Here is a 23,435-nt window from a genome sequence, read left to right as displayed (position 1 = left end):
GCTTAAAGAAAGGGAGATAAATATTGAAAACATATTCAATCGGCGAAGTAGCAAAAGAATTGAATCTTACAGTATATGCTTTGCGATACTATGACAAAGAAGGCCTTATGCCTTTTGTAGAACGGACAGGCAGTGGAATACGCGTGTTTAAAGAATCCGATATTGAAGCTTTAAAAGTAATTGAATGTCTGAAATCGACTGGGATGCCAATTAAGGAAATTAAAAATTTCATTGAATGGTGTTCTGACGGGGATACCACTTTACAATTAAGATATGACATGTTTTTGGAAAGAAAAGCTAGTGTAGAAGCACAGATGGAAGAATTAAAAAAAACAATGGAAATAATCAATCATAAATGTTCATATTACAAGACTGCTTTGGAAGCAGGAACGGAAGATATTTTTAAAAGCAATAAAATAGGGACTTTCAATACTAAGTAACAAAAGCCCCAATATCTTATCTTCTTGTAATATAGGAACAACAATCGGTGCAGCTGTAGGTGGGTTATTAATATCTGAAATGGGTATACAGTATGTTGTGATTGTGGGAATTCTTTCATCGATACTAGGATTGGTAACTATTTTACTAAGAAATTATCTATCTAGTCCTACAAAACAACTCTCCACATAAGGAGTATCTATATTAGGAATTTAAGATAAGGGGATTTAATGAGCAGAAATGGAGGATTAAAATGTCTCAGGATAAACAAGTTGCACTAGTAACAGGCGGGAATCGAGGAATTGGTTTTGAGCTAGTTAAGCTTTTGGCGTTAAAAGGATTTAGGGTCATTTTGGCAAGTAGAGATTTAGAAACAGGTCAAAAAGCTGTACAAAAACTTAAGGAGTTAGATTTGGATGTTTCTTGTGTGGAAATGGATGTCGCCAATAAAGAGAGTATTAATCAAGCTTCGATTACAGTAAATGAACAATATGGAAGATTAGATGTATTAATTAATAACGCAGGCGTGTATTTAGATAAGAATGAAAAGCTATTAGCTTCGGAGCCTTCTATGCTAGAGAGGACAATGGACACCAATTTTTACGGTGCATACCATGTCATTAGGTCCTTTATAAGTCTCATGGAAAAACAAGGTTATGGAAGAATTATTAATGTTTCCTCAGAGTATGGGGCGGGTAGTGAAATGTCATATCCGGGAGTAGGGGCTTATAAGTTGTCTAAATTTATCCTCAACGGTATGACACGTTTGATAGCAGCAGAAATCAATGGAGATATCAAAATAAATGCGGTCGACCCGGGATGGGTAAGTTCAGATATGGGGGGATCATCTGCTCCAAGAACTCCAAAGCAAGCAGCAGAGTCGATGCTTTGGCTAGTGACGATGGGCTCTGAAGGACCGAACGGCGGATTTTTTAGAGATGGAAAAAGGATTGATTGGTAATAATTAGCGTTTTCAATTTCCGAGAATATTTCCTCTTTTTTGGTTAGTTTGCTAATTAAAATTCTGGGTCTCAAGTTTAATAATTTATTTCGCTATATTTTTATACACTTCATCTGAAACAGATTAAAAATCTCTCAGAGGAAGAAAAAAACTTATTTGTTGATTTAGTTAAAAAGATTCTAACTAAATAGCTATAAAATATAAAAATTTGGATTAAGGTGTGTAAATTTAGTATCAACGCACCTTTTTCTTGTTTCGTAATAAAAAAAAGTAGGGTTTAATTAATGGTGAAATTCTATGATTTCTTCTTCAATTTCAAATTTGTGCAATTTACCCTACCTCATAACTAAGCGTTATTTTTCGATTTGCATAGAAATTGCAAGGTTTTAATAGAAAAAGAGCTCTTAACAAGCTCTTTTTTCTTTATATACTCATAATAGTTCTTCAAGTAATCGTTCATTACAAAGCTAAGGTTCGTGTAATGAATCTTATGCTTCTTATAATAATCTTACCTCATATATATTTTCTATTTATTTGAATTTGCAATTGATTTTTCACTTGAAAACATCTTAATATAAGTACATACTTATATAAGTGTTTAGTTATATATAACTTAAGAAAAAAGGAGAAAAACGATGGCTATTTTAGGATCTGTTGAAGATATTGCTAATGTATTAAAAATAATTAGTGATAAAACGCGATTAACTATGGTTGCAATTCTAGATAAACAAGAGTGTTGTGTATGTGAGTTTACAGAAACATTCGAAATGAGTCAGCCAGCAATTAGTCAACACTTACGAAAACTAAAAGATCGGCAAATTGTTAATGAAACAAAAAAAGGTCAATGGGTTTACTATTCGTTAAATAAAGAATCAACTTATTATCCTATGATTCATACCATTTTAGAGCATACTCCTGCACAAGATGATTTAATTGAAAAGTTGATTAATAACAGTCCTGTAAGACAAAAGTGTTGTGAGTTAGGGGGGATTTCAAATTGAATAAACAAAAGAAACGTTTAGGGTTTCTAGATCGTTATCTAACATTATGGATATTTATGGCAATGGCTTTAGGGATTATTCTTGGTATCTCAACTCCAGGTCTTGTTGATAATCTGAATAAATTACAAGTTGGAACTACTTCAATACCTTTAGCAGTTGGGCTAATTTTAATGATGTATCCACCATTAGCTAAGGTTAGATACGAAGAAATTGGAAGAGTATTTAAAGATGTTAAAGTATTATTCTTATCATTAATTCAAAACTGGCTAATTGGTCCAGTTTTGATGTTTTTATTAGCAATTATTTTTTTAAGAGATTATCCAGAGTATATGGTCGGATTAATAATGATTGGTTTAGCTAGATGTATTGCTATGGTAATTGTATGGAACGATTTAGCTGATGGAGATCGAGAATATGCTGCTGGGTTAGTAGCATTTAACTCAATTTTTCAAATGATATTCTTCTCTGTATATGCTTACTTTTTCGTTACTGTTTTACCAAAAATATTTGGGTTAGAAGGAATGACAATTGATATCACAATGTCAGAAGTTGCGAAATCAGTTTTCATTTATTTAGGTATCCCTTTCTTAGCAGGTCTATTTACAAGAATAATTCTTGTTAAAGCTAAGGGCAGGGAATGGTATGAAAAAGAATTTATTCCTAAAATTAGTCCGATAACACTAATCGCATTACTGTTTACAATCATTGTGATGTTCTCATTAAAAGGAGAAGTAATTGTAGAACTTCCTTTAGATGTAGTACGTATTGCAATTCCTTTATTAATTTATTTCATTATTATGTTTTTTGTATCGTTCTTCTTAGGAAAGAAATCCGGGGCGAGTTATGGTGTATCAACGACTTTAGCTTTCACCGCTGGAAGTAATAATTTTGAATTAGCAATTGCAGTTGCAGTAGGGGTTTTTGGAATTAATTCTGGGGCGGCTTTTGCAGCAGTTATTGGTCCACTAGTTGAAGTTCCTGTAATGATTGCTTTAGTTAATGTAGCATTTTGGTTAAGAAGAAAATATTTTGCAAAAGAAACAACAATATAAATATAAACAAAGGTGGAGCAAAGTATGGCAGACAATAAAAAAACAATTTACTTCTTATGCACTGGTAACTCTTGCCGCAGTCAAATGGCAGAAGCATGGGGTAAAAAATATTTAGGAAACGAATGGACTGTTTTATCAGCGGGTATTGAAGCTCATGGTGTAAACCCTAATGCAATTAAAGCGATGGATGAAGTAGGAATAGATATACGTAATCAAACTTCAGATATTATTAATAATGACATTTTAAACAGTGCGGATTTAGTTGTTACATTATGTGGTCATGCAAATGAAGTTTGCCCGGTAACTCCTCCAAAAGTAAAACGTGAACATTGGGGATTTGATGATCCTGCTGGACAAGAGTGGTCAGTATTTCAAAAAGTACGTGATGAGATCGGAGAACGTATTAAGAAATTCGCTGAGACTGGTGTGTAAAAAATCATCATTAAGTTTATTTAAATAAAGGTAAAAGGATACCAAACACCTGGAATCCTCAGATTGTCGACAAAGGGGGGGCGGAATGCTCTTATTCCGAACCCTTTTGTCATTTTTTTTATGAACATTAAAAAGAGTCCACCTAATTATAGGTGGACAATTTTTTTTAATGCTGTTGTTGTTTTGTTTCAAGGTGAAGAGGTGGTGGAATTAACCAACCTTTTGTTTTCATCATTTGTAGCAATGCCGCGCCATCTTTTGCTTTTTTTGCACCAAAACTAGCAAACATAGTACCAATATCTTCACGAATTGATTGGCTCATTAATGTAGCATCAGCTGATACTCCAGCGGCATTTCCAGCTGCAACCATGTAAGCGATTTGAACATCTTGTAATCTAGCACCAGCTGGAATTTGTTCTAAATCGGCTTCTGGTCGTTCTGATGGAGTAGGAGGGACTGCAATATCATTATGTAAAAGTACTTCTTCAATTTCTTTAATTGCAGGTTTCATTGAATTTTCAATTACTTGTTTTAAAAATGCTCTTAACTCTTCATCACCAGTATGGTTAATATAAACTTGGTAAGTATCTACACCTGCTTTAGTAGCCGCTAGGTGACTCCATAGACCGTAAACTTCTCCATAATGTAAAGGCTTATTTTGTGGATTTCCACTTAATACTCCCATTATAAATTTACTTCCTTTCTCAAATAAATTCATACTAATCTCCTTAGAAAGAGGTAGGTACGAAAATTATTATTGAACCAATCGAGGATTTAATACTATTTATTTAAATGAGATAATCGGCTTTCACTAAAGAAACTTTTACATTGTGTTTTTTATTTAAACAGCTAAATGGACAGAATTTAGATTAGCTTTTTTTTAGATATAAACAAAATATATGTTTAAATTCTACATTCGCTCGAAATTGAATAGTGTTTATAAGATAATCTTTTTTTCAAAATGAGGTGGTATCCTTTGGTTCGAGAAGCCCTTTCAATGGAGGAAATGCTTGAGATAATTCAAAATGGATTAGCTAAGACAAATTCACCAAAGCGAGTAACCATAATTGGTGGAGGTATATCTGGTTTAGTTAGTGCATTACTTTTGAAAGAAGCAGGGCACCAAGTTACGATTATCGAGGCAAATCGCAGAATTGGTGGACGGATTTATACAAAAAGAGAACCATTTCTTGACTACCAGTATACAGAACTTGGTGCTATGCGTATCCCTTCAATCCACCATTTAACATTTGCATTAATAAATAAATTTAATTTGAAAGTAAATGAATTTATTAATAGTACTCCAAATGATTTAATTTACGTCAATAATGTATTAACAAATGAAAAAAGTTACGAAATGAATCCGGATATATTAAACTTTCCTGTGGCTCCAAATGAAAAAGGAAAAACTGCTATAGAATTACTCGAATCTGCAATTGGACCTTTAGTAGAGTTTATAAGGCAGGATCCAACAAAAAATTGGGATATTGTTATTGAAAAGTTTGATCACTACTCTATGGAAAACTTTTTAAGATTTAATCCTTTTGGAAATTCTCTCTCTTCAGGGGCAATTGATATGATTAATACAATGATCGGTATAGAAGGTTTTCCAGAACTATCATTTACTGCAATACTAAGAGAAGTACTTGTACTTTTAACACCAAACTTAAAATTATATGAAGTTACAGGTGGGACTGACTTCCTTGTAAGAGCATTTTTACCTCAATTAAAAGACAATATTATGCTTAATGAAAGAGTAAGTAAAATTATACAAGAAGATACAAGGGTAATCATTTATTCTGAAAATGAAGTACTTAATAGGCAGAGTCAACATGAATGTGATTATGTTATTTCAACAATCCCTTATTCTTTATTAAACTTTGTGGAAATTTTTCCATATGAGTCTATTTCTTATAAAAAATGGAAAGTTATAAGAGAACTACATTACGCGGAATCAACCAAGATTGCTATACAGTTCAGGACGAAATTTTGGGAAAAGTTTGGTATGTTTGGTGGGAAATTAGTAACTGATTTACCTATTAAGTCTGCCTATTTCCCTAGTCATGATTTTGGAAAAGAAACAGGGGTAATTTTAGCCAGTTACACCTGGGGGGACGATGCTGCAATTTGGGATAATATGAAAAATAATACGCGCATTGATAAAGCATTAGCTAATCTTTCAGTTATTTTTGGCGATGTGGTTTATAAAGAATTTTTAGTAGGCTATTCGCAAAGCTGGACGCAATTTTCATTCTCAGGTGGAGCATTTGTTATGTATAAACCAAACCAACAAAAAGTACTCGGTCCATACATTAGTTCACCTGAAGGAAGGATTCATTTTGGTGGAGCACATGCATCCTCTGATCCTGGGTGGATACAAGGGGCTATAGAATCAGGAGTCCGTACTGCTAATGAAATTAATAATTTATAAGTAATGTAACTAACCCAACGATTCGTTGGTTTTTTTTTGATTAACAAATATACCGGAGATTTGATATTAACATACGCAAACAAGGTTCATGAGTTAGTAAAAAAGCAAGAAGATGAAGATAATATATTTCTAGAACATTTTCGGGATTCAAATGTTGATCCTCACAGACTTGAGTTAAACTTTCAAGCAAAATACGGAAATAAATAAGTAGGAACAAATTTATCTGAACCTTGAATTTCTAGTAAAAGCTGAAGTTAAACTAAAGGGAACTGGAACTATGTATTTAATACTTCGTAATAATATTAATTCCTTTTTATGATAAATAATTATAAAATTTTATTTTTTCTAATAAATACAATGATGAAAGCGCTATCTTAATAAAAATGTTTAAATTCCTATATTGACAATCCGTTTACTAGGATTTATGATTCAGTTAATGAAATTACATAACACAAACTTATCGAGAGTGACCGAGGGATCAGGCCCTATGACGTCCGGCAACCTCCTTATTAAGGAACGGTGCCACTTCCTGCAGAATGAAATCATTCTGATAGATAAGTCGAAAACAAATTGTTTCCGATGCCTCTTTCTGAATGAAAGAGGCTTTTTATTTTCTTATTTACATAGGAGGTTGAACCTAACCCGTAATCCGTAGTACTTCGGTTTTGAGAAGAATTCCATTAAAAATAAACCCAACTTAATCGATGTGAAAACTAGACAATTTTAATGGTGAAGGAGAGAATAAAAATGAAATATGGTTTTTGGTTACCGATTTTTGGAGGCTGGTTACGAAATGTGGAAGACGAAAGTATGCCGCCAACCTTTGAATATGCTAAAGAGGTCATTCAATCTGCTGAAAAATGGGGATATTCGACTACTTTAATAGCTGAATTATATTTAAACGATATTAAAGGACCAGAGCATGATTCACTTGAAGCTTGGTCAACAGCAGCGGCACTTGCTGCAGTGACGGAAAAAATCGAAATTATGACCGCGATTCGTCCAGGTTTTCATAATCCAGCAGTAACAGCAAAAATGGCTGCAAATATTGATCAAATCAGTAACGGTCGTTTTACGCTAAACGTCGTTTCTGCATGGTGGGCGGAAGAAGCGCGTCAATATGGCGGTATTTTTACAGAACATGATGAGCGTTATGCTCGTACAGAGGAGTTTATTGATGTCCTAAAAGGCTTATGGACAGAAGAAACGTTCAATTATTCAGGGAAATTTTATGACTTAAAGGATACGAAGCTTGCTCCAAAACCAGTTCAAAGACCAAACCCTATACTTTATGCAGGTGGTGAAAGTGAAAAAGGTAAGCAAACAATTGTTGAAAAATGTGATGCATATGTAATGCACGGTGGAACAGTTGAAGAAATTAATCAAAAAGTAACAGATATGAAGGTACGCCGTGAACAATCTGGCAATGCACCATTAAGTTCTTTCGGTATGGCTGCTTATGTTATTTGTAGAGATACAGAAGAAGAGGCTTTGGCTGAGCTAGAAAAAATTACGACTGTAAAAGATTCAAGCGGTTATGCTGGCTTTAAAGACTTCACTACAAAATCACAATTAGAACAACAAATTCAATTACAAGATTACTCAGTTTCAAATCGTGGTCTTAGACCAAATCTAGTAGGAACACCAGAGCAAATTGCAGACCGAATTTTACAATATGAAGAAGCTGGCTTAGACTTATTATTATTACAATTTTCACCTCAACTAGAGGAAATGGAACGCTTTTCAAAACAGGTTATGCCATTAGTAGAACAAAAACGTAGTTTAATAAAAAGCTAGAAAGGGGTTATTAAAATGAGTAAGGTATATGTAATTCATGAAAACAGTGAGTGGACAATCCATTTAACAAAAAGGTTAGAGGAGCTTGGAGTTCCTTATGAGGAATGGCATTTAGACGAAGGTACGGTGGATTTATCAACAGAACCACCTGAAGGGATTTTTTATAGTCGAATGAGTGCTTCTTCTCATACACGGGATCATCGTTTTGCAGCTGAATTTACTGGGCAAGTTTTAGCTTGGCTTGAAGCACATGGTCGTACGGTATTAAACGGAACGAATGCCCTGAAGTTAGAAGTTAGTAAGGTTTTACAATATTTAGAGCTAAACAAGTATGGTGTGAAGACTCCTAAAACGATCGCTGCAGTTGGAAAACAAAACATTATTAAGGCAGCTAGTAGCTTTGCTGGACAGTCATTTATTACGAAGCATAATCGTGCTGGTAAAGGCTTAGGAGTACAGCTATTCCATAGTATTGAGGCTTTAAAAGCTTATGTAGAAGGACCGACTTTTGAAGAACCAGTCGATGGAATTACACTTATTCAAGAATACATCCAATCACCTGAAAGCTACATCACTCGTTGTGAGTTTGTAGGCGGAAACTTTGTCTATGCTGTTAGAGTAGATACTTCGGAAGGATTTGAACTATGCCCAGCTGATGCATGCCAAATTGGCGATTTATTCTGCCCAGTAGGAGAAGAAGTAGAAGAGAAGCCTAAGTTCCAAATCATTGAAGGCTTTGAAGACGAAATTATAAATAAATATAAAGAAGTCCTAGCTAATAATAATGTTCAAGTTGCGGGAATCGAATTTATCAGAAATGCTGAAGGGACAATTTTTACTTACGATATCAATACAAATACGAACTATAACTCAGATGCAGAAGAAAAAGCTGGAAAATACGGAATGCTCGAATTAGCTTCATTTTTAAAGAAGACTTTGGAAGAAAAATACACTACAACAGCAACATCTTAAGGAATTCTCTTTGAAATTACTTTGAAATGAAATGGCTCAAACCTAAATATAAAGTGGGTTTGGGCTTTTTTGGTTTTTGAATAATTTATAAGTTAATTTTTTACGAGGATTTAAGAGTAATAGGCAATTATTTGAGAGGAATATGCTAACGATTAAAATTAATATATTGATAATATAAGATTGTAAGTTGTAATTAAGTTTTGAGGCTAAAAAAAGGTCAAATGAATTCGTACCACTTGATTTTTAAAATGTGCTTTTAAGATTCAAAAAGGGGGATACAAATGAAAAAGACTTTTTATTTAATGAGACATGGGCAAACATTATTTAATAAAAGAAGGAAGATTCAAGGTTGGTGTGATTCACCTCTAACAGAATTAGGAATTAAACAGGCAGAGACTGCTGCGAAATACTTTAAAGAACAAAATATTATTTTCGACCATGCCTATTGTTCCACTTCAGAAAGAGCGAGTGATACGTTAGAGATCGTGACGGAATTGCCGTATACAAGATTAAAAGGATTAAAAGAATGGAATTTCGGAACGTTTGAAGGTGAAAGTGAAGATTTAAATCCAACGCTGCCTTATGGTGACTTTTTTGTTAAGTTTGGCGGAGAAGACCAAAAAGAATTGCAACAAAGAATTGCTACTACATGTCAAAAAATAATGGAAGAAGATAATGAAGTGGTATTAGCTGTTTCTCATGGAGCAGCATTGAGAAATTTTATGAGGTGCTGGGAACATACTAGCTCTATTACACAACAAGATCGGATAGGAAATTGTTGCATTTTGAAGTTTGAATATGAGAACAGGGAATTTAAATTAGTAGAGATTATCAATCATAATTTTAGTGAATTAGTCCAGGTATAGTTTAGTTTAAAGAGCATTATTAATTGTACTTTTTAAGATTAATAGATTACATATTTCTGAAAGTGAGGATTTTGAAATGGAATATACAAAGCTTGGGAATACGGGATTAGAAATATCTAGACTTTGCCTTGGATGTATGGGATTTGGGGATGCAAAACGATGGATTCATCCATGGGTAATCGATGAGGAAAGTAGTCGTACAATCATTAAAAAAGCACTGGACTTAGGAATCAATTTTTTTGATACGGCCAATGTCTACTCAGACGGAACTAGTGAAGAATTTTTAGGGCGGGCTTTAAAAGATTATGCCAATAGAGATGAAATTGTCCTTGCAACGAAGGTTTATTTCCCTATGCATAAAGGTCCTAACGGCTCAGGACTTTCCCGAAAACATATTATGAGCGAAATTGATAAAAGTCTTAAACGCCTTGGAACAGATTATGTGGACTTATACCAAATACATCGCTGGGATTATAATACTCCAATTGAAGAAACAATGGAAGCACTTCATGATTTAGTGAAAGCTGGAAAGGTAAGATATATCGGTGCTTCCGCTATGTATGCATGGCAGTTTTTGAAGGCTCTACATGTTGCTGATAAAAATGGATGGACCAAATTTGTATCGATGCAAAATCATCTCAACCTCATATACCGTGAAGAGGAAAGAGAGATGTTACCCCTATGTAAAGAAGAAAAAATTGGCGTAATTCCATATAGCCCACTTGCATCAGGAAGATTGACTCGTGACTGGTCAAATACGACGCTAAGATCTGAAACTGATGAAACTCAAAAATCTAAATACGGTGCAACTGAAAATACAGACCGACTTGTTGTGGAGCGTGTTGCAGAGATTGCTGAAAAACTAGGAGTATCAAGATCGCAAATTGCACTTGCTTGGTTACTACATAAAGAACCAGTTGCTGCTCCTATTATTGGTGCTACTAAAATTTCTCATCTTGAGGATTCAGTAGGGGCATTGTCGGTTAAGTTAACGGCCGAGGATGTTGCGTATTTGGAAGAGCCGTATGTACCACATCCGGTAGTTGGTGCCTTAAGTTCAAATTAATGTTAAGTTTAATATAATGAGTTTATCCCCTAGTTTTCTTAAGTGAGAAAAGGGGTTTTTTTAGGGGATTTCACTATCATTTTAATAGCTCTAGATGATTAAGTATTAATTAGTATATATTTTTAATAACCTATTTAGGTAAAGCGGTTATTCAGTTAAAATAAAAAAGACTACTTTATACAAAAAGGAGAGAACGGATTGAAGAAGTCTGTTGAGTTATACACTGTCCAGGAAAATGTAAGTTGTCTTAATTGTGGTAATAAAGGTGCTGTTCAGTCTTACGGAAAATATTATCCAAATGGCGTTGGTGAATTGGCTGATAAAATTAAATCGTATGAAGTGGTAAGTGATAAACCTTATTTATCACAAACAATGGGACTTGGTGGAACGATTCCGTTTAAATGTTTAAATTGTGGTAATGTCGGTCTAATAGATTATGGTGGAATTGAAGGTTTTAAACAAGCTTTTAAAACGATATAGATTGCCTTATGTTAAAGCTAAATTAGTCGGCTCCTGTCTTATAAAAGTTGGGAGTCATTTTTTTGTAAAGAATCAGAACAAAAGTATACATTTTGCTGGTGTTGTAATTTTTCTGCAATGAGTTGTTCATAAGTCGTTCATATCGCTTTTCTAAGATTTACTTGTAGAACAATTCATGGAGCAAATGTTCAAATCGTAACTTTTGCCGTTTCCAACTTTTTTATTGGAAAATGTTTTGATAAGAGCGCTACTCTCAAAACTATTGAAGTCGGAAATCTCCACTTGTTTCTTTGTATCACAGAGTGATATATGTTGCAATATGCCTAAAAATCCTTCATATTTGTTAAAAAGGGGGTCCGTTATGCGAAGTGATATACAACCGAATGAACGAGCTTTTTCTTCCAAGGAAGTAGCAGAAGAACTGGGGATTGCAACGCCTACTGTTCGAAAGTATGGCCTAATCTTAGAGCGCAATGGATATGAGTTCTTGAAAGATGGCGATCGGCGTATATTTGTTCAATCCGACATTAAAGTGCTTATAGCGTTACGCGATACAGATAAGCCCCTGGAAGATACTGCAAAAGACCTCGTATTTCAACAAAAAGAAAGATTAGAAGGTTTCGATCAAACACAGATTGCGATATCCGATACATATGAAAATTTACCACATGATCCAAATCAATTAAAAGAGTTTTTAAGATTTTTAGTTGGTGAACTCGCAGCTGCACGTGAAATGAATGTTCAACTAAAAAATGATATGTCAGAACTTAAAACTGCAGTATCCAGGCTCCAACAAGATCATCATGATATAAGTGCAAATATTGGAAATTCATCCCAAAAAACTTATATCAAAATTGAAAAATTAGCAGAACAACAAAAGATCCAATACGAAACATTATTGGAGCAAGAAAAACAAAAAATTGATTTTTTTCAAGAAGAAATACAAAACATGCGTGAAGAACAGAAAAAAGAATGGCGTTCACAAGAAGATTTTAATAGACGTTTAGAAGTTGTGATACAAAAGCCTAAAGAAAAATGGGGATGGCTTTTCTCATTATTTAGAAAATAAGGGGCCTATTAAAATCTTTTTATGCTAATCTTGTAAAAATGAATTAAGAACAATTGAAATTGCTTATTTTAATAAGTACTTAAAGGTCGATACATAAGTAAAGGTGTATCGGCTTTTTTGATTCGTATAGCTGGCAGATACAACTTGTAATTAAATCCAATGTCTTAATACTTTATTTAAAAATATGTGGTAAAGAAAGCGATACGATAAATATAATGCTTTTGAATAGTAGATTTTATTTCATTTCATTTTATTTATTTTATTTCAAATTTTTACAAATTCCCGGGAAATATCTACAAATTTCTTGATTATAAGAAATAAATTCTGAGTGTGACAATATGTCCGTAATGAATAGTAGAGATATATTAGTAATACCTCAGTCATAACAATAAAATATACTACTTTTCCAACGAAGTTTACTTAGTGTTCGAACTTTTTCAGTATTGATAACAATATATAGCAACGCACTGAAAAGCCCCCCGAATAGTACAGGGGGCTTTTGTAGTTTAAAATCGATCGTAATAGTATTGGAAATATAAGAAAGATAGATTATTGTACGCCTAAAGCAATTTTAATACTTTCTAAAGTAGCAGATTTATATTGTTTTAGAGGTTCAGGTGCATTCTCTACATATTGATTTTGTTTCAGATAATTCTTTTCTACAAAACTCAGATCATTCACATCAACTTTTCCATCAAAATTAATATCGGCTTCTCGTTTGCTCGTGCCCCAATATGTTTGGATGTATAGTGCATCTAGAACATCAATCACATTATCTTGATTTACATCTCCTGCAACAGCCTGTTTAATAAAGTAGGAGCTTGCAAGTTTCTTTTGTTGACCATACAGAGTACCATTGTATTCAAAACCAGACATCATCGGAATTTTGACCATAAAGTGACCTGGTAAAGTGAATTCCCATTTCCATGAATCACCAGTTAGTGGTAATTTTGAAATTGAGAAGCGGTTGACATCCTTCACTAAATTCGGTGTAATATCAAATACGTTACAATTTGATTGTGTTAGTTTAATGGATGCACCCGAGTTTGGCCAATCTACATTTTTATATTTATTTGTTGTACCTGGAAGTAAAAAACCTTCAGCATTAAGCGGACCTTCAAGTTCAGAGAAGGAAGATAATAACCCCCACGTATATCCAGCTTTAATTAAATTAGTAGTTCCTTCTGAATTGATAATCGATACAGTAGGATCTAGTTTGACAGAAGTAGTAAAGACAGAATCTTTCACTTTTAGAGTAAGATCGACCGCAGCAACTTTGTCATTTATTTGAGTTGATGATGGTAGATCCAATTGTACAGTTGGACTACTTGAATTCGTAAGAGTCACTTTTGCTTCTCCATATTGGCTTAACTCTGCATTTGGTTTGGCATCGACAATCTCAAAGTTTTTATCTAGATTTGCGAAAGTCCAACTAGCAGATGATAGGGATGAAATATTATCTAATTTCAGAGTTGCCTTTACGGTATCACCCATCGTTACTTCTTTTATTGGGCTAGTGATATATGCGTTTGGTGTACCCTCTTTAATAAAATAATAGTTTTTATCTACTGGACTATTTACAGCAACATCTCTACCTTTAACCGTGAAACTTTGAACTGGTATTTCTGGATGCATCACAATGTCTTCAGAAAACTTCCCATCTTTATCCATATGAACAAACATTGGAATTGAATTGTTTAAACTATATTGCAAAGTAGTATCCGATAAATCTACTTCCATCCCAGCATCTTGCATTTCCTTCACCTGTGGATCAGTAATTTGCATCGAAAAAGGATACGTTTCTTGTCCAGGTTTGTATTCGTGAAATGGTGATTCTTGATCTAAAGAAGTTGTCACTTCCGGTTGTTCAATATCTACATAAAGATCAAGATAACCGGTAAAGGTTTTACCTGTCGCATTGGTCGAAATCAGCTTTATCTTGTAGTAACCTGGTTTTGCGTTTTGAGCAATGGCAGAAATCGGATGATCAGGATCACCAGTAAATGGATAATAGCTACCAAGTATACCTAAGGGGGAAATAATCTGTGTATTAGTGTTAAAATATGATAGATCCAATGAAGTAGCATAACCTAGATCTTGACCGGTTTTTCCATCTTGCCAAACGATATCCATTTTTTTCATAGGTGTTTTCATATTAAAAGTTAGTACAGGCGCAACAGTACCTGAAGCCATTCCCATCGGTTCTGTTTGCGAAATTCGATATTCTAAAGTTGTTGTAGCTTTATTGAGGGCATATCCATAAAAGCCTTCCTCTACTGCTCGTATACTAAAAGGAATTCGATATTGCTCATTTTTATCTTTTTGGTTCGTTAAAATAATATAACCAGTATAGACGCCTTCTTTTGCTGTTTTCGGAAAAGTAAGCGATACGTTTACATTTTTAGTTTCGTTTTTCTTGACTTGAATCACTGGGTCTACGGCTAATTTTATTCCGCTAGTAGTTGGGTCAGAAGTACCTTTTATCTTTTGAAAATGAACAGTTGCAGTTAACTTTTTATTTTCTTTTTCTAAGTTTTGCAAAGTCATTTTTTTATTAATTGAAAGATCCTCACCTGTATAAAGTTCACCAAAGCTAATTCCGCCCGTCTTTTCGTCAATTTTGACCATTTCTTCTCCGAATGGAATGAGGGTTTCATCTTTAACTTGAACTTCCATTTTCGGATGAATCGCTTCATTTGGATCTACTCGACCTGCTCCTTGTTCATAAGGAAGATAGTCTCCATTTAGTGGATCCGCAGTATTCATTAAAAGAGTCTTAATATCTTCAGGTTGCAGATTTGGATTAGCTTGTAACATTAAGGCTGCTATACCTGCTACATGAGGTGTCGCCATAGATGTTCCACTCATTCGAGCATAGGCACTTGAGTAATCAGTAGGTGTACTTGTGTTAGTAATATAAGCAGGTACAGTGGAAAGAACACTTACACCTGGTGCGACAACTTCTGGTTTTACATCGAAGTTGGCTAATGAAGGTCCACGAGAACTAAAATCCGCTAGCTTATCTCCTTCTGTTTCGGTAACAGATACATCAGTAAAGGTAAATTTATTGTTACCTCCAGCAACTTGCGTCTTTAAAGCTTGCCCGTCTTGTTGTGTTACTGAGAAAGTAGGAATAAAGTCACTTGCTTCGCCAAGATAAGCCCCAATATGGCCTTCAACATTGTTATATAGGAGAACTGCTTTCGCCCCATGTTTTTTTGCAAACTTAATCTTATATGCCAGTGCATAGGTACCTCTTTCGACTAAAGCGATTTTGCCTGTTACATCTTTATTGATATAGTCATCATCACTACCTAAACCAACATCAACCATTTCAAAACTTTTTCCTTTGAATGTTGTGAGATCATCAGAAAAACTTCTCGCCATCGTTTGTAGGTCAATCGATGATCCAGATGCAACGTTACCCTTCATGGTTGTAATTGGCATTGAAATATCACTTGCACCAACAGTAAGTGCTAAAGCCGCCGCTCCAGGAGACCCTAAAGTATAGAACCCAGGTCCAGAGTTTCCAGCTGCAATTACTGCGGTTACGCCACTTAAAACAGCATAGTTAATCGCTGTACTAGTTGGAAAGTATGGATCATTAAGGGCAGCACCTAATGAAAGATTCATAACATCCATTCCTGATATTACTGCTTGGTCGATTGCAGCTATAATATTAGAGGAAGTGCCCGAACCGTATGGACCAAGTACGCGGTAAACATATAAGTCAGCGTCTGGAGCAATTCCTGTGACGGAAACCTCACTATTACTTTTCGCTTGTGAGGCGATTGTACCAGATACATGAGTACCATGTTCGGTGTAATAGGCTGAACCATTTCCAGCAAACTCAGGAGATCCTGATTTTTTCCAATCCTCATATGTCGTTTCCATCGGATCACTGTCATTATTTACAAAGTCATAGCCGCCTTTGTAAGCATCTTTGAGATCAGGATGATTGTAGTCAATTCCTGTATCGATGACAGCTACTTTGACGCCCTTACCTGTGATACCTTCTTCGTGTAGCTTGTCTACACCTAAGAATGAAACAGGATCTCCTGTCACAGTTGACTCCGGTTTATCCGATTTAACAGGTTTTCCATTAGATTCTGCAATAGAAGGTGGTTCAATTGTAAATGTTGTATCTTTGTAAATTGCTTGAACAACATCTGACTGCATAAGTGATTCAACTTGGTTTGCTGGTAGCGTCATAGAAACTCCATTATAGGAAGTTTTGAAGGAACGCTTGATTTGGTAGGGTGTTTCTACCATATTTAAACCTTTTCCAGTTGAGGGAAGAGATCGTTGCATACCAGCTTTAGCAGGAAAGATTTGTTTGAGATCATTTAAGAATGTGGAATGATCTTGATCGACCTTGCTTTGTGCTACATCTCTTGTTAACGATTTTCCATCTAAAGCAGCATCAACAACAGCTACATGTTCTGGCTTTGATTTAAACTGAACGATAACAGAAATCTCTTTGTCTTCTTTTAGTTCTTTCTCATCAAACCCTTGAAGTCCATATAGTTCCTTTGCTTCAGACTTTTGTAATGCTGCTCGTTGTTCATCCGTTAAGGAGGCAAGAATTTTTTCTGCATTGATTTCTGTATTACTTTTGGTTTTAGCAGCTGCTTTTGTCAAGCCAGAGTGTGTCGACGGAAGGATTAGCCCTAATGATAATACAATGGGGGTTGATTTTTTTACTGTTTGACTAAGCCATCTTTGTTCTTTCTTGTTCATAGTTTTCCTCTTTTCATTATGTAATTAAAAAAATTCCGAAAAAACACATTCTAAATTTTCGAAAAATTTCTACGGTATTAATGTTAATAATCAGATTAATAGATTACAAATGGGGTTTCTGTAAGGACTATTAACCTAACATTCTTGTGGGAAATGTATTAAGGTAAGGGAATATTGCCTTTTATTGTTTTAAATAGGTTAGAAAAGTAACAATCTGTTTTGGGGTTTTTCTATTTTTAATGCGATATTTTCTACTATTCGGGGGATAGGCAATATGAAATTTAGTAAGAGTTAAATAATGTTATTGAAAAAGATAAAAATAGTGATATAAATAAAATAAAACGATTTAGTACAGGAAAGTTATAGGGAGAAATTGTTTTATCACGTTAAATACTCGTAGGAGGAGAAAGCAAGGGGAGAAAAACATGATCCAAGGGAAAATCATTAAATTTTACCGTGAACTTCAAGGATTAAGGCAATCGGATTTAGGGAACCAAATTTGTTCAAGTACCCATGTTAGCAAAATTGAACGTGGTATTACAGAAGTATCAGAAGAAACAATCGAGTTGTTAGCTAAAAGACTACGAATCGATATGCAAGAAGAGATTGATACATACTTAAGCTTGGATTCATTATTAAAAGAATGGCATGATTCGATTATTTTAAAGCTAAATGCAAAGGCAACTAGTATAAAAACTAAGCTAGAAGGAATTAATCTATTAAAAATTCCTGATTTCTATCAATCATACACGTTAATTTTAACTAGATATTATTTATTAATTGGAGAAAGTAAGATTGTTAAATCTTTGATAGAGGAAATGGACTGTTGGCGAGAACTTTCTCTATATGATCAAAACATGCTATTTCATATTAAAGGGAAGTTTTACCTCGATTATCAGGGTGAATATAATCTAGCAATTTCTTATTTAAAGAAAATTAATCTAACTTATTATAATAATCCTGAATATTATTATGATTTAGCTGTTGCTTATATGTGTATGAATTCCCGCATACTAGCTTATCATTATGCTAATAAAGCACTTCAATTTTTTACGAGTGCAAACAGCTTTAATAGAATACTTGAAACGGAAATGCTAATGCTAATTCAAGTTGAACAAGAAGAAATTTTTGATACAAAGGATTCTGGTTACCCAAGATTAATAGAAATGGCAGATAATTTAGGATTAATTGATCAAAAGGCAAAACTTCTTCATAACTATGCTTATCAACTATTTCGAAATGGGTACTACGAAAAAGCATTCGAAAATTATAGTCAGTCTTTGATGCTACGTGATCCTAGTCATCCACATTATCTAGTAACATTAGAAGGTTATCTAAACACTGCTACAAAGTTAGGCCTACAATCTGAAACAGATTTGCTAAAAGTAGCACATGAAGGACTTTCTTTAGCTAAGAAGTTAAATGATACAATGTATTTACATTATTTTCAGTTACATGTATTTAAAATTCAAAATTTGAAAGACGAATATTATGATTATTTAGAGTCAGCTGCGTATCCATTTTTTAAGAAAAAGGGTTATGAGCTTGCCACAGAAACATATGAAATTAAATTGTTTGATTACTATTTCAAAAAAGGCGATGTTGAACGAGCTAATCAGTTCACCCAGTCAATTGTAAATAGATTCAGGAAAAACAATGAGCTTGTTTAAAAAAATAGATTTAATTAAAAGTCTTGTATTAGAATGCAAGGCTTTTTTCATGTTTAAAAATATATATTTTTTTGCAGGTAATTGTACGCTAAGTGGGGCCAATTTTATAATTTTTATGTTTATATGCAACTACTTCTTAAAAAAATATCATCTTATTTGGTAATAACCCCATTTTAATAAATAAGTTCGACTCACTTCGGTTATTTTTCTTCTGAATCATTCCTCTATTTAAGTCTTTTTGTTACTAAAGTAGGAGATTTCTAGAATCAATAACCCCCATTGCTGGTGACTATTTAAGTAATTTATCATAAATTTATAAATATTTTTCTGAAAATTTAGAAAGGAATATTATACGATCGTTTATTGAAAATTTAAGAAAGATGGTGTCGAATGAAGAACAATAAACTCATTAAACAAGCAGCAGCTATTTCCTTAACTTTAGGCATGATATTTCCTGCAGTGAATCATCCTTTCAATACAGTGGCTAAAGCTGCAGAGATAAAAGCTGAAGATGTACTTTCTTCTTTAACTGCTGAGCAAAGAAATGCTTTAAATAAAATAGAATTTAATGAGCAAACCGGATTAGTCGGTTTTAAAAAAGATGAACTAAAAAAAGATAATGAAGTATCTGTTATCGTTCAATTTCAATCAAAACCTTCAAAAGTTGCATTAATTGATGCTGAGTTAGCGGGTAAAAAACTATCAAAAGAACAAGCGGATGAGAAAGTTTTACAAGAACACGAACAGTTTAAAAAAGATATTCAAACCATTTTTCCTACTTCAAAAAGTAAAAAAGTAAATCATCAAATTACAACAAATTTTAATACTGTTTTAAATGGTGTTGCAATGAAACTGCCAGCAAATCAAATTAAACAGCTGTTGTCTTCTAAAGTTGTGAAAGCTGTCTATAAGAATGTTGAATACAAGGTCGATCCTATTCAAAATGTGGAAACTAAAAGTACGACTACTAGTGGAAACACTTCGGTTGAGAGCCTTTCTTATTTAAAGATTGATAAATTACATAAAGAAGGTATTACTGGTAAGGGCATAAAAGTAGGGGTAATTGATACAGGAATCGATTATAACCACCCTGATTTAAAGAAAGCATACAAAGGTGGTTACGATGTTGTTGATCAAGATAATGATCCAATGGAGACAACTTATAAAGATTGGCAAGCTTCTGGTTATCCAGAAATAAATGGTTCAACTTATTACACCTCACATGGTACACATGTAGCAGGTACGATAGCTGGTCAGAGTACTAACGATAAAATTACTGTTGAAGGAGTAGCTCCTGATGTAGATTTATATGCTTATCGCGTGCTCGGCCCATATGGTTCTGGTACTACTGAAGCCGTTATTGAGGGGATTGAAAGAGCAGTACATGATGGAATGGATGTCATTAATTTGTCATTAGGAGCAGCAGTAAATGATCCGTATTTTCCAACTAGTACAGCCATTAATTATGCGGTACTAAATGGAGTTACTGCAGTTGTAGCAGCGGGTAATGAAGGACCGGGGGCTTATTCTTTAGGCTCACCTGGATCAGCTGCACTTGCTTTGACTGTAGGAGCAAGTGATGTTCCAATACAAGAATCAACTTTGAATGGGAAAATAGGAAGTGAATCATCAATTGAATTAGTAGGAATGGCCCGACATTACGATGAACAATTTAAAAATCTAGTTGGTAAGTCTTATGAGATAGTGGATGTTGGATTAGGTTATGCATCTGACTTTGCAGATAAAGATTTAAATGGAAAAATTGCACTTATTAATCGAGGGGATATTACCTTTGATGAAAAAATAATGAACGCAAAAGAAAAAGGTGCAGTAGGGGTTTTAATTACAAATAATATTGATGGTCAAATCGAGGTAAATCTTGGAGAGTCTGTTAACTATGTACAATCATTTTCTTTAACAAAAAATGATGGAGAAAAAGTTAGGTCCATGTTAGCAGCTGGAAAGAACACAATCAGTTTCTCAAATTATTCGGAAAAACAGACTGAAGGAGATCATTTAGCTGATTTCAGTTCAAGAGGACCTGCAAGACAAACTTTTGATATGAAGCCTGAAATTACTGCTCCAGGGGTAAGTGTTCTATCAACTGTTCCTTCTTATATGATTAATCCAAAAGATCATGATAATTATCAATACGCTTATTCAAGGTATTCAGGTACATCAATGGCTACTCCATTTACAGCTGGTGTTGCCGCTTTAATGCTACAAGCGAATCCTAAGTTACAACCTGAAGATATTAAATCGATTTTGATGAATACAGCTGATCCACTAAATGGTGATTATAGTGTTTTTGAAGTAGGTGCTGGACGAGTAGATCCTTACCAGGCTATACATAGTGATCTAATTCTTAAAATCAAGGATAAGGCCTATGTACCAGGAGCAGAACGCTTAATGAAGGTGAAAGAATTTACTGGTGGCCTTAGCTTTGACAATCATTATGAAGATGGCAAAATTAATGTTTCAAAATCAATTAAAATCGAAAACAATAAAAATGTAAAAAAATCATTTACTCTATCAATTAGCGAAACGAAAGGCTCAAACAGTTTAAAAGACAATGGGGTAGAGTTAAATATTCCAAATAAAATCGATATAAATGGCAATGGATCAAAAACAATTAATGCAAGAATGACCGTTCCTAAAGAGGCAAAAAAAGGAATTTATGAAGGGTATATTACATTAACCAATAATGCTAATTCATCAGAAGTATATCGAATTCCATTTAGTGTACGAACATCTGAAGAAGGGTTTAATACCATGGAAGTTTTAAATCCAGCTTATTCTCCTGACCAATTAAATCAAGGTGGATGGGATTTTATGAGAGCTCAATGGATCTATACTAAATTTAACTTGCGATCTCCAATGGATAAGATGGATATTGTCCTAAAAGATACTAAAACTGGTAAAGATCTTGGGTTTGTTGGTACGGTCGATTTAACATATGCATATGACAATGTTGATTATAACTTAATCGCATTTAATGGACAGTATTATAAATTTACAGGAAACTCAAAACAGCCAATCTCAGATGAAACAAGCGATATTCAACCAGGACAGTATAAATTAATTTTCATTGGCACTAGTTTTTCTGGAAAAGAATTCATCGAAACTGAAGACTTGTTTATTGATTTAGACACGCCTACATTTAAAAGCTCACTTGATGATTCATCTCCATTTATTGAGTATAAACCAGGTCAAAAAACATACCCATTTGAGATTCAGATTCAAGATTCAAAGGTTGACGAAATGAAGAATCAAGGAATTTCGATTGACCAATCGTCAAATTCGCTCGTTTATTATTATGGTGAGTGGGCTTTCCCTTCTTCACCAATCCCAATGGATGCTGAAGGCAAATATAAAGATGAAATCGCTATAGATGAATCCTTAAATGTGTTACCTCTTCGATTTGATGGTTATGATATGGCTGGTAACAAAGAATCAAAGCAGTATTACTTTGTGAAAGAAGGCACACCTGTTACTTATGCTAAAAGTGGTGTAGTTACGGCAACAGCGGGAGATACAGTGAAAGCTAAAATTTATTTGGATAATTTAAATAATATTAAAAATGTGAAATGGACTTTTGGTGATTATTTTGGAATGAAAAGTGTGCAGTTAGTTGACGCAAAACTTACTGACAATTATGCAAGCAAAGCTTCAATTGACGTTAAAGGTGATGATATGACCGTTAACTTTAATGAGCCTAGTGGTCAGTTTGATCACTCTGAAGTTGCAGAGGTAACATTAAAAGTTCAAGAAAAAGAATTTTACACAGGCGGAACCATTAATCCAACAGTAAATGTCATAAACGCTAGTAATGAAAACTTAGAAGTATTAAACGGTGGATATAGTTTTAAAGTATTCCCGAAACTTTCTAGAGCAAACGGATCTGTTAATCCTCAGGGATTTTATGAAGGTGACCCTGAAAACGGAGGATATCCTGGTACAAGAGATTGGGATAAAGTTGGGGCAACAGTAAACATTTATGACTCAAATGGAACAAAATACAATGCACCGATTGATACTTATGGAAGATATGCTTTTGATAAAATTCCCTTAAGTAAGGACTTATTTACGATTGAATTTAATGTTCCAGGTCATTTTTTAACGAAGATTAGAACAAATATTGGCTATGAATATAACGGAACAGTCTATGCAAAAAATCAATATATCACTGCACCTGATCTTGTAGCAGGTGATGTAAACCAGGATCAAGTTATTGATATTTTGGATGCATTGGCTATTCAGACATATTGGGGAACTAACAAGCGAAGTGCAGATATTAATTTTGACGGTACAGTTGATGTAAATGATATGAAATTTGTTCAGAAGAACTACTTACTGCAAAATAAATCAGTTGATAATGCGCCTAAACCTCTTAACAAATATAAAGGCAAATCATTAGAAGACATATTAAAAGAGTTAGGAATTTAATAAAAGAAAGAAAA

General features: G+C 34.0%; 16 protein-coding genes and 1 riboswitch. Of the genes, 14 read left to right on the top strand and 2 right to left on the bottom strand.

Features of this window, described 5'->3' with window-relative positions:
• Positions 1-23: 23 nt before the first annotated feature.
• The 5 genes from EP747_RS08725 (at position 24) to arsC (ending at position 3,884) form a co-directional block, all read left to right on the top strand.
• The gene (locus EP747_RS08725; RefSeq protein WP_129689522.1) at positions 24-440 is read left to right on the top strand and encodes a MerR family transcriptional regulator; all 417 of its coding nucleotides are present in this window, start codon (positions 24-26) and stop codon (positions 438-440) included.
• Between the two features lie 251 nt (positions 441-691).
• The gene (locus EP747_RS08715) at positions 692-1,399 is read left to right on the top strand and encodes an SDR family NAD(P)-dependent oxidoreductase (RefSeq protein WP_129689521.1); all 708 of its coding nucleotides are present in this window, start codon (positions 692-694) and stop codon (positions 1,397-1,399) included.
• A gap of 635 nt (positions 1,400-2,034) precedes the next feature.
• Positions 2,035-2,400 (top strand): ArsR/SmtB family transcription factor, encoded by a 366-nt coding sequence (locus EP747_RS08710; protein WP_129689520.1) that lies wholly within the window; start codon positions 2,035-2,037, stop codon positions 2,398-2,400.
• Positions 2,397-3,452 carry an ACR3 family arsenite efflux transporter gene (gene arsB, locus EP747_RS08705; protein ID WP_129689519.1) on the top strand — a complete coding sequence of 352 codons (1,056 nt, stop codon included), beginning with the start codon at positions 2,397-2,399 and terminating at the stop codon, positions 3,450-3,452. Before EP747_RS08710 ends, arsB begins: the two co-directional genes overlap by 4 nt.
• A gap of 24 nt (positions 3,453-3,476) precedes the next feature.
• Complete coding sequence (arsC, locus tag EP747_RS08700; protein ID WP_129689518.1) at positions 3,477-3,884, top strand: arsenate reductase (thioredoxin); 408 nt, start codon at positions 3,477-3,479, stop codon at positions 3,882-3,884.
• A 166-nt stretch (positions 3,885-4,050) separates the two neighbouring features.
• On the opposite strand, the gene EP747_RS08695 is transcribed toward arsC, so the two are convergent.
• A complete protein-coding gene (locus EP747_RS08695; protein WP_129689517.1) occupies positions 4,051-4,602 on the bottom strand; it encodes a DUF3231 family protein in 552 nt (183 codons plus the stop codon).
• A gap of 279 nt (positions 4,603-4,881) precedes the next feature.
• Between EP747_RS08695 and EP747_RS08690 the strand changes: the two genes are divergently transcribed.
• From EP747_RS08690 to EP747_RS08660, 7 genes are all read left to right on the top strand, one after another.
• Positions 4,882-6,315, top strand: a complete 1,434-nt coding sequence (locus EP747_RS08690; RefSeq protein WP_129689563.1) for a flavin monoamine oxidase family protein — start codon at positions 4,882-4,884, stop codon at positions 6,313-6,315.
• A 454-nt stretch (positions 6,316-6,769) separates the two neighbouring features.
• A riboswitch (SAM riboswitch) is annotated at positions 6,770-6,876 on the top strand.
• Between the two features lie 186 nt (positions 6,877-7,062).
• On the top strand, positions 7,063-8,112 hold the full coding sequence (locus EP747_RS08685) for an LLM class flavin-dependent oxidoreductase (protein ID WP_129689516.1): 1,050 nt from the start codon (positions 7,063-7,065) through the stop codon (positions 8,110-8,112).
• A gap of 15 nt (positions 8,113-8,127) precedes the next feature.
• Entirely contained in the window at positions 8,128-9,084 is a 957-nt protein-coding gene (locus EP747_RS08680) for an ATP-grasp domain-containing protein (protein WP_129689515.1), read from the top strand.
• A gap of 281 nt (positions 9,085-9,365) precedes the next feature.
• The gene (locus EP747_RS08675) at positions 9,366-9,950 is read left to right on the top strand and encodes a histidine phosphatase family protein (protein ID WP_129689514.1); all 585 of its coding nucleotides are present in this window, start codon (positions 9,366-9,368) and stop codon (positions 9,948-9,950) included.
• Positions 9,951-10,026: 76 nt separating this feature from the next.
• Complete coding sequence (locus EP747_RS08670) at positions 10,027-11,016, top strand: aldo/keto reductase (RefSeq protein WP_129689513.1); 990 nt, start codon at positions 10,027-10,029, stop codon at positions 11,014-11,016.
• Positions 11,017-11,214: 198 nt separating this feature from the next.
• A complete protein-coding gene (locus EP747_RS08665) occupies positions 11,215-11,496 on the top strand; it encodes a hypothetical protein (RefSeq protein ID WP_129689512.1) in 282 nt (93 codons plus the stop codon).
• Positions 11,497-11,857: 361 nt separating this feature from the next.
• The gene (locus tag EP747_RS08660; RefSeq protein ID WP_129689511.1) at positions 11,858-12,565 is read left to right on the top strand and encodes a hypothetical protein; all 708 of its coding nucleotides are present in this window, start codon (positions 11,858-11,860) and stop codon (positions 12,563-12,565) included.
• 549 nt (positions 12,566-13,114) lie between these two features.
• Here EP747_RS08660 and EP747_RS25200 read toward each other — a convergent pair.
• The gene (locus tag EP747_RS25200) at positions 13,115-17,305 is read right to left on the bottom strand and encodes a S8 family serine peptidase (RefSeq protein WP_129689510.1); all 4,191 of its coding nucleotides are present in this window, start codon (positions 17,303-17,305) and stop codon (positions 13,115-13,117) included.
• Positions 17,306-17,730: 425 nt separating this feature from the next.
• Here EP747_RS25200 and EP747_RS08650 point away from each other — a divergent pair, with 425 nt between their 5' ends.
• Both EP747_RS08650 and EP747_RS08645 read left to right on the top strand, forming a co-directional pair.
• Positions 17,731-18,975: a helix-turn-helix domain-containing protein gene (locus EP747_RS08650; RefSeq protein ID WP_129689509.1), complete on the top strand. Its 1,245-nt coding sequence runs from the start codon at positions 17,731-17,733 to the stop codon at positions 18,973-18,975.
• 390 nt (positions 18,976-19,365) lie between these two features.
• Positions 19,366-23,421 carry a S8 family serine peptidase gene (locus tag EP747_RS08645; RefSeq protein ID WP_129689508.1) on the top strand — a complete coding sequence of 1,352 codons (4,056 nt, stop codon included), beginning with the start codon at positions 19,366-19,368 and terminating at the stop codon, positions 23,419-23,421.
• Positions 23,422-23,435 lie beyond the last annotated feature (14 nt).

It is taken from the genome of Gottfriedia acidiceleris (assembly GCF_004138285.1).
GTDB classification, from domain to species: Bacteria; Bacillota; Bacilli; order Bacillales; family Bacillaceae_G; genus Gottfriedia; species Gottfriedia acidiceleris_A.
This window is presented reverse-complemented; position numbering and strand designations above follow the sequence as displayed.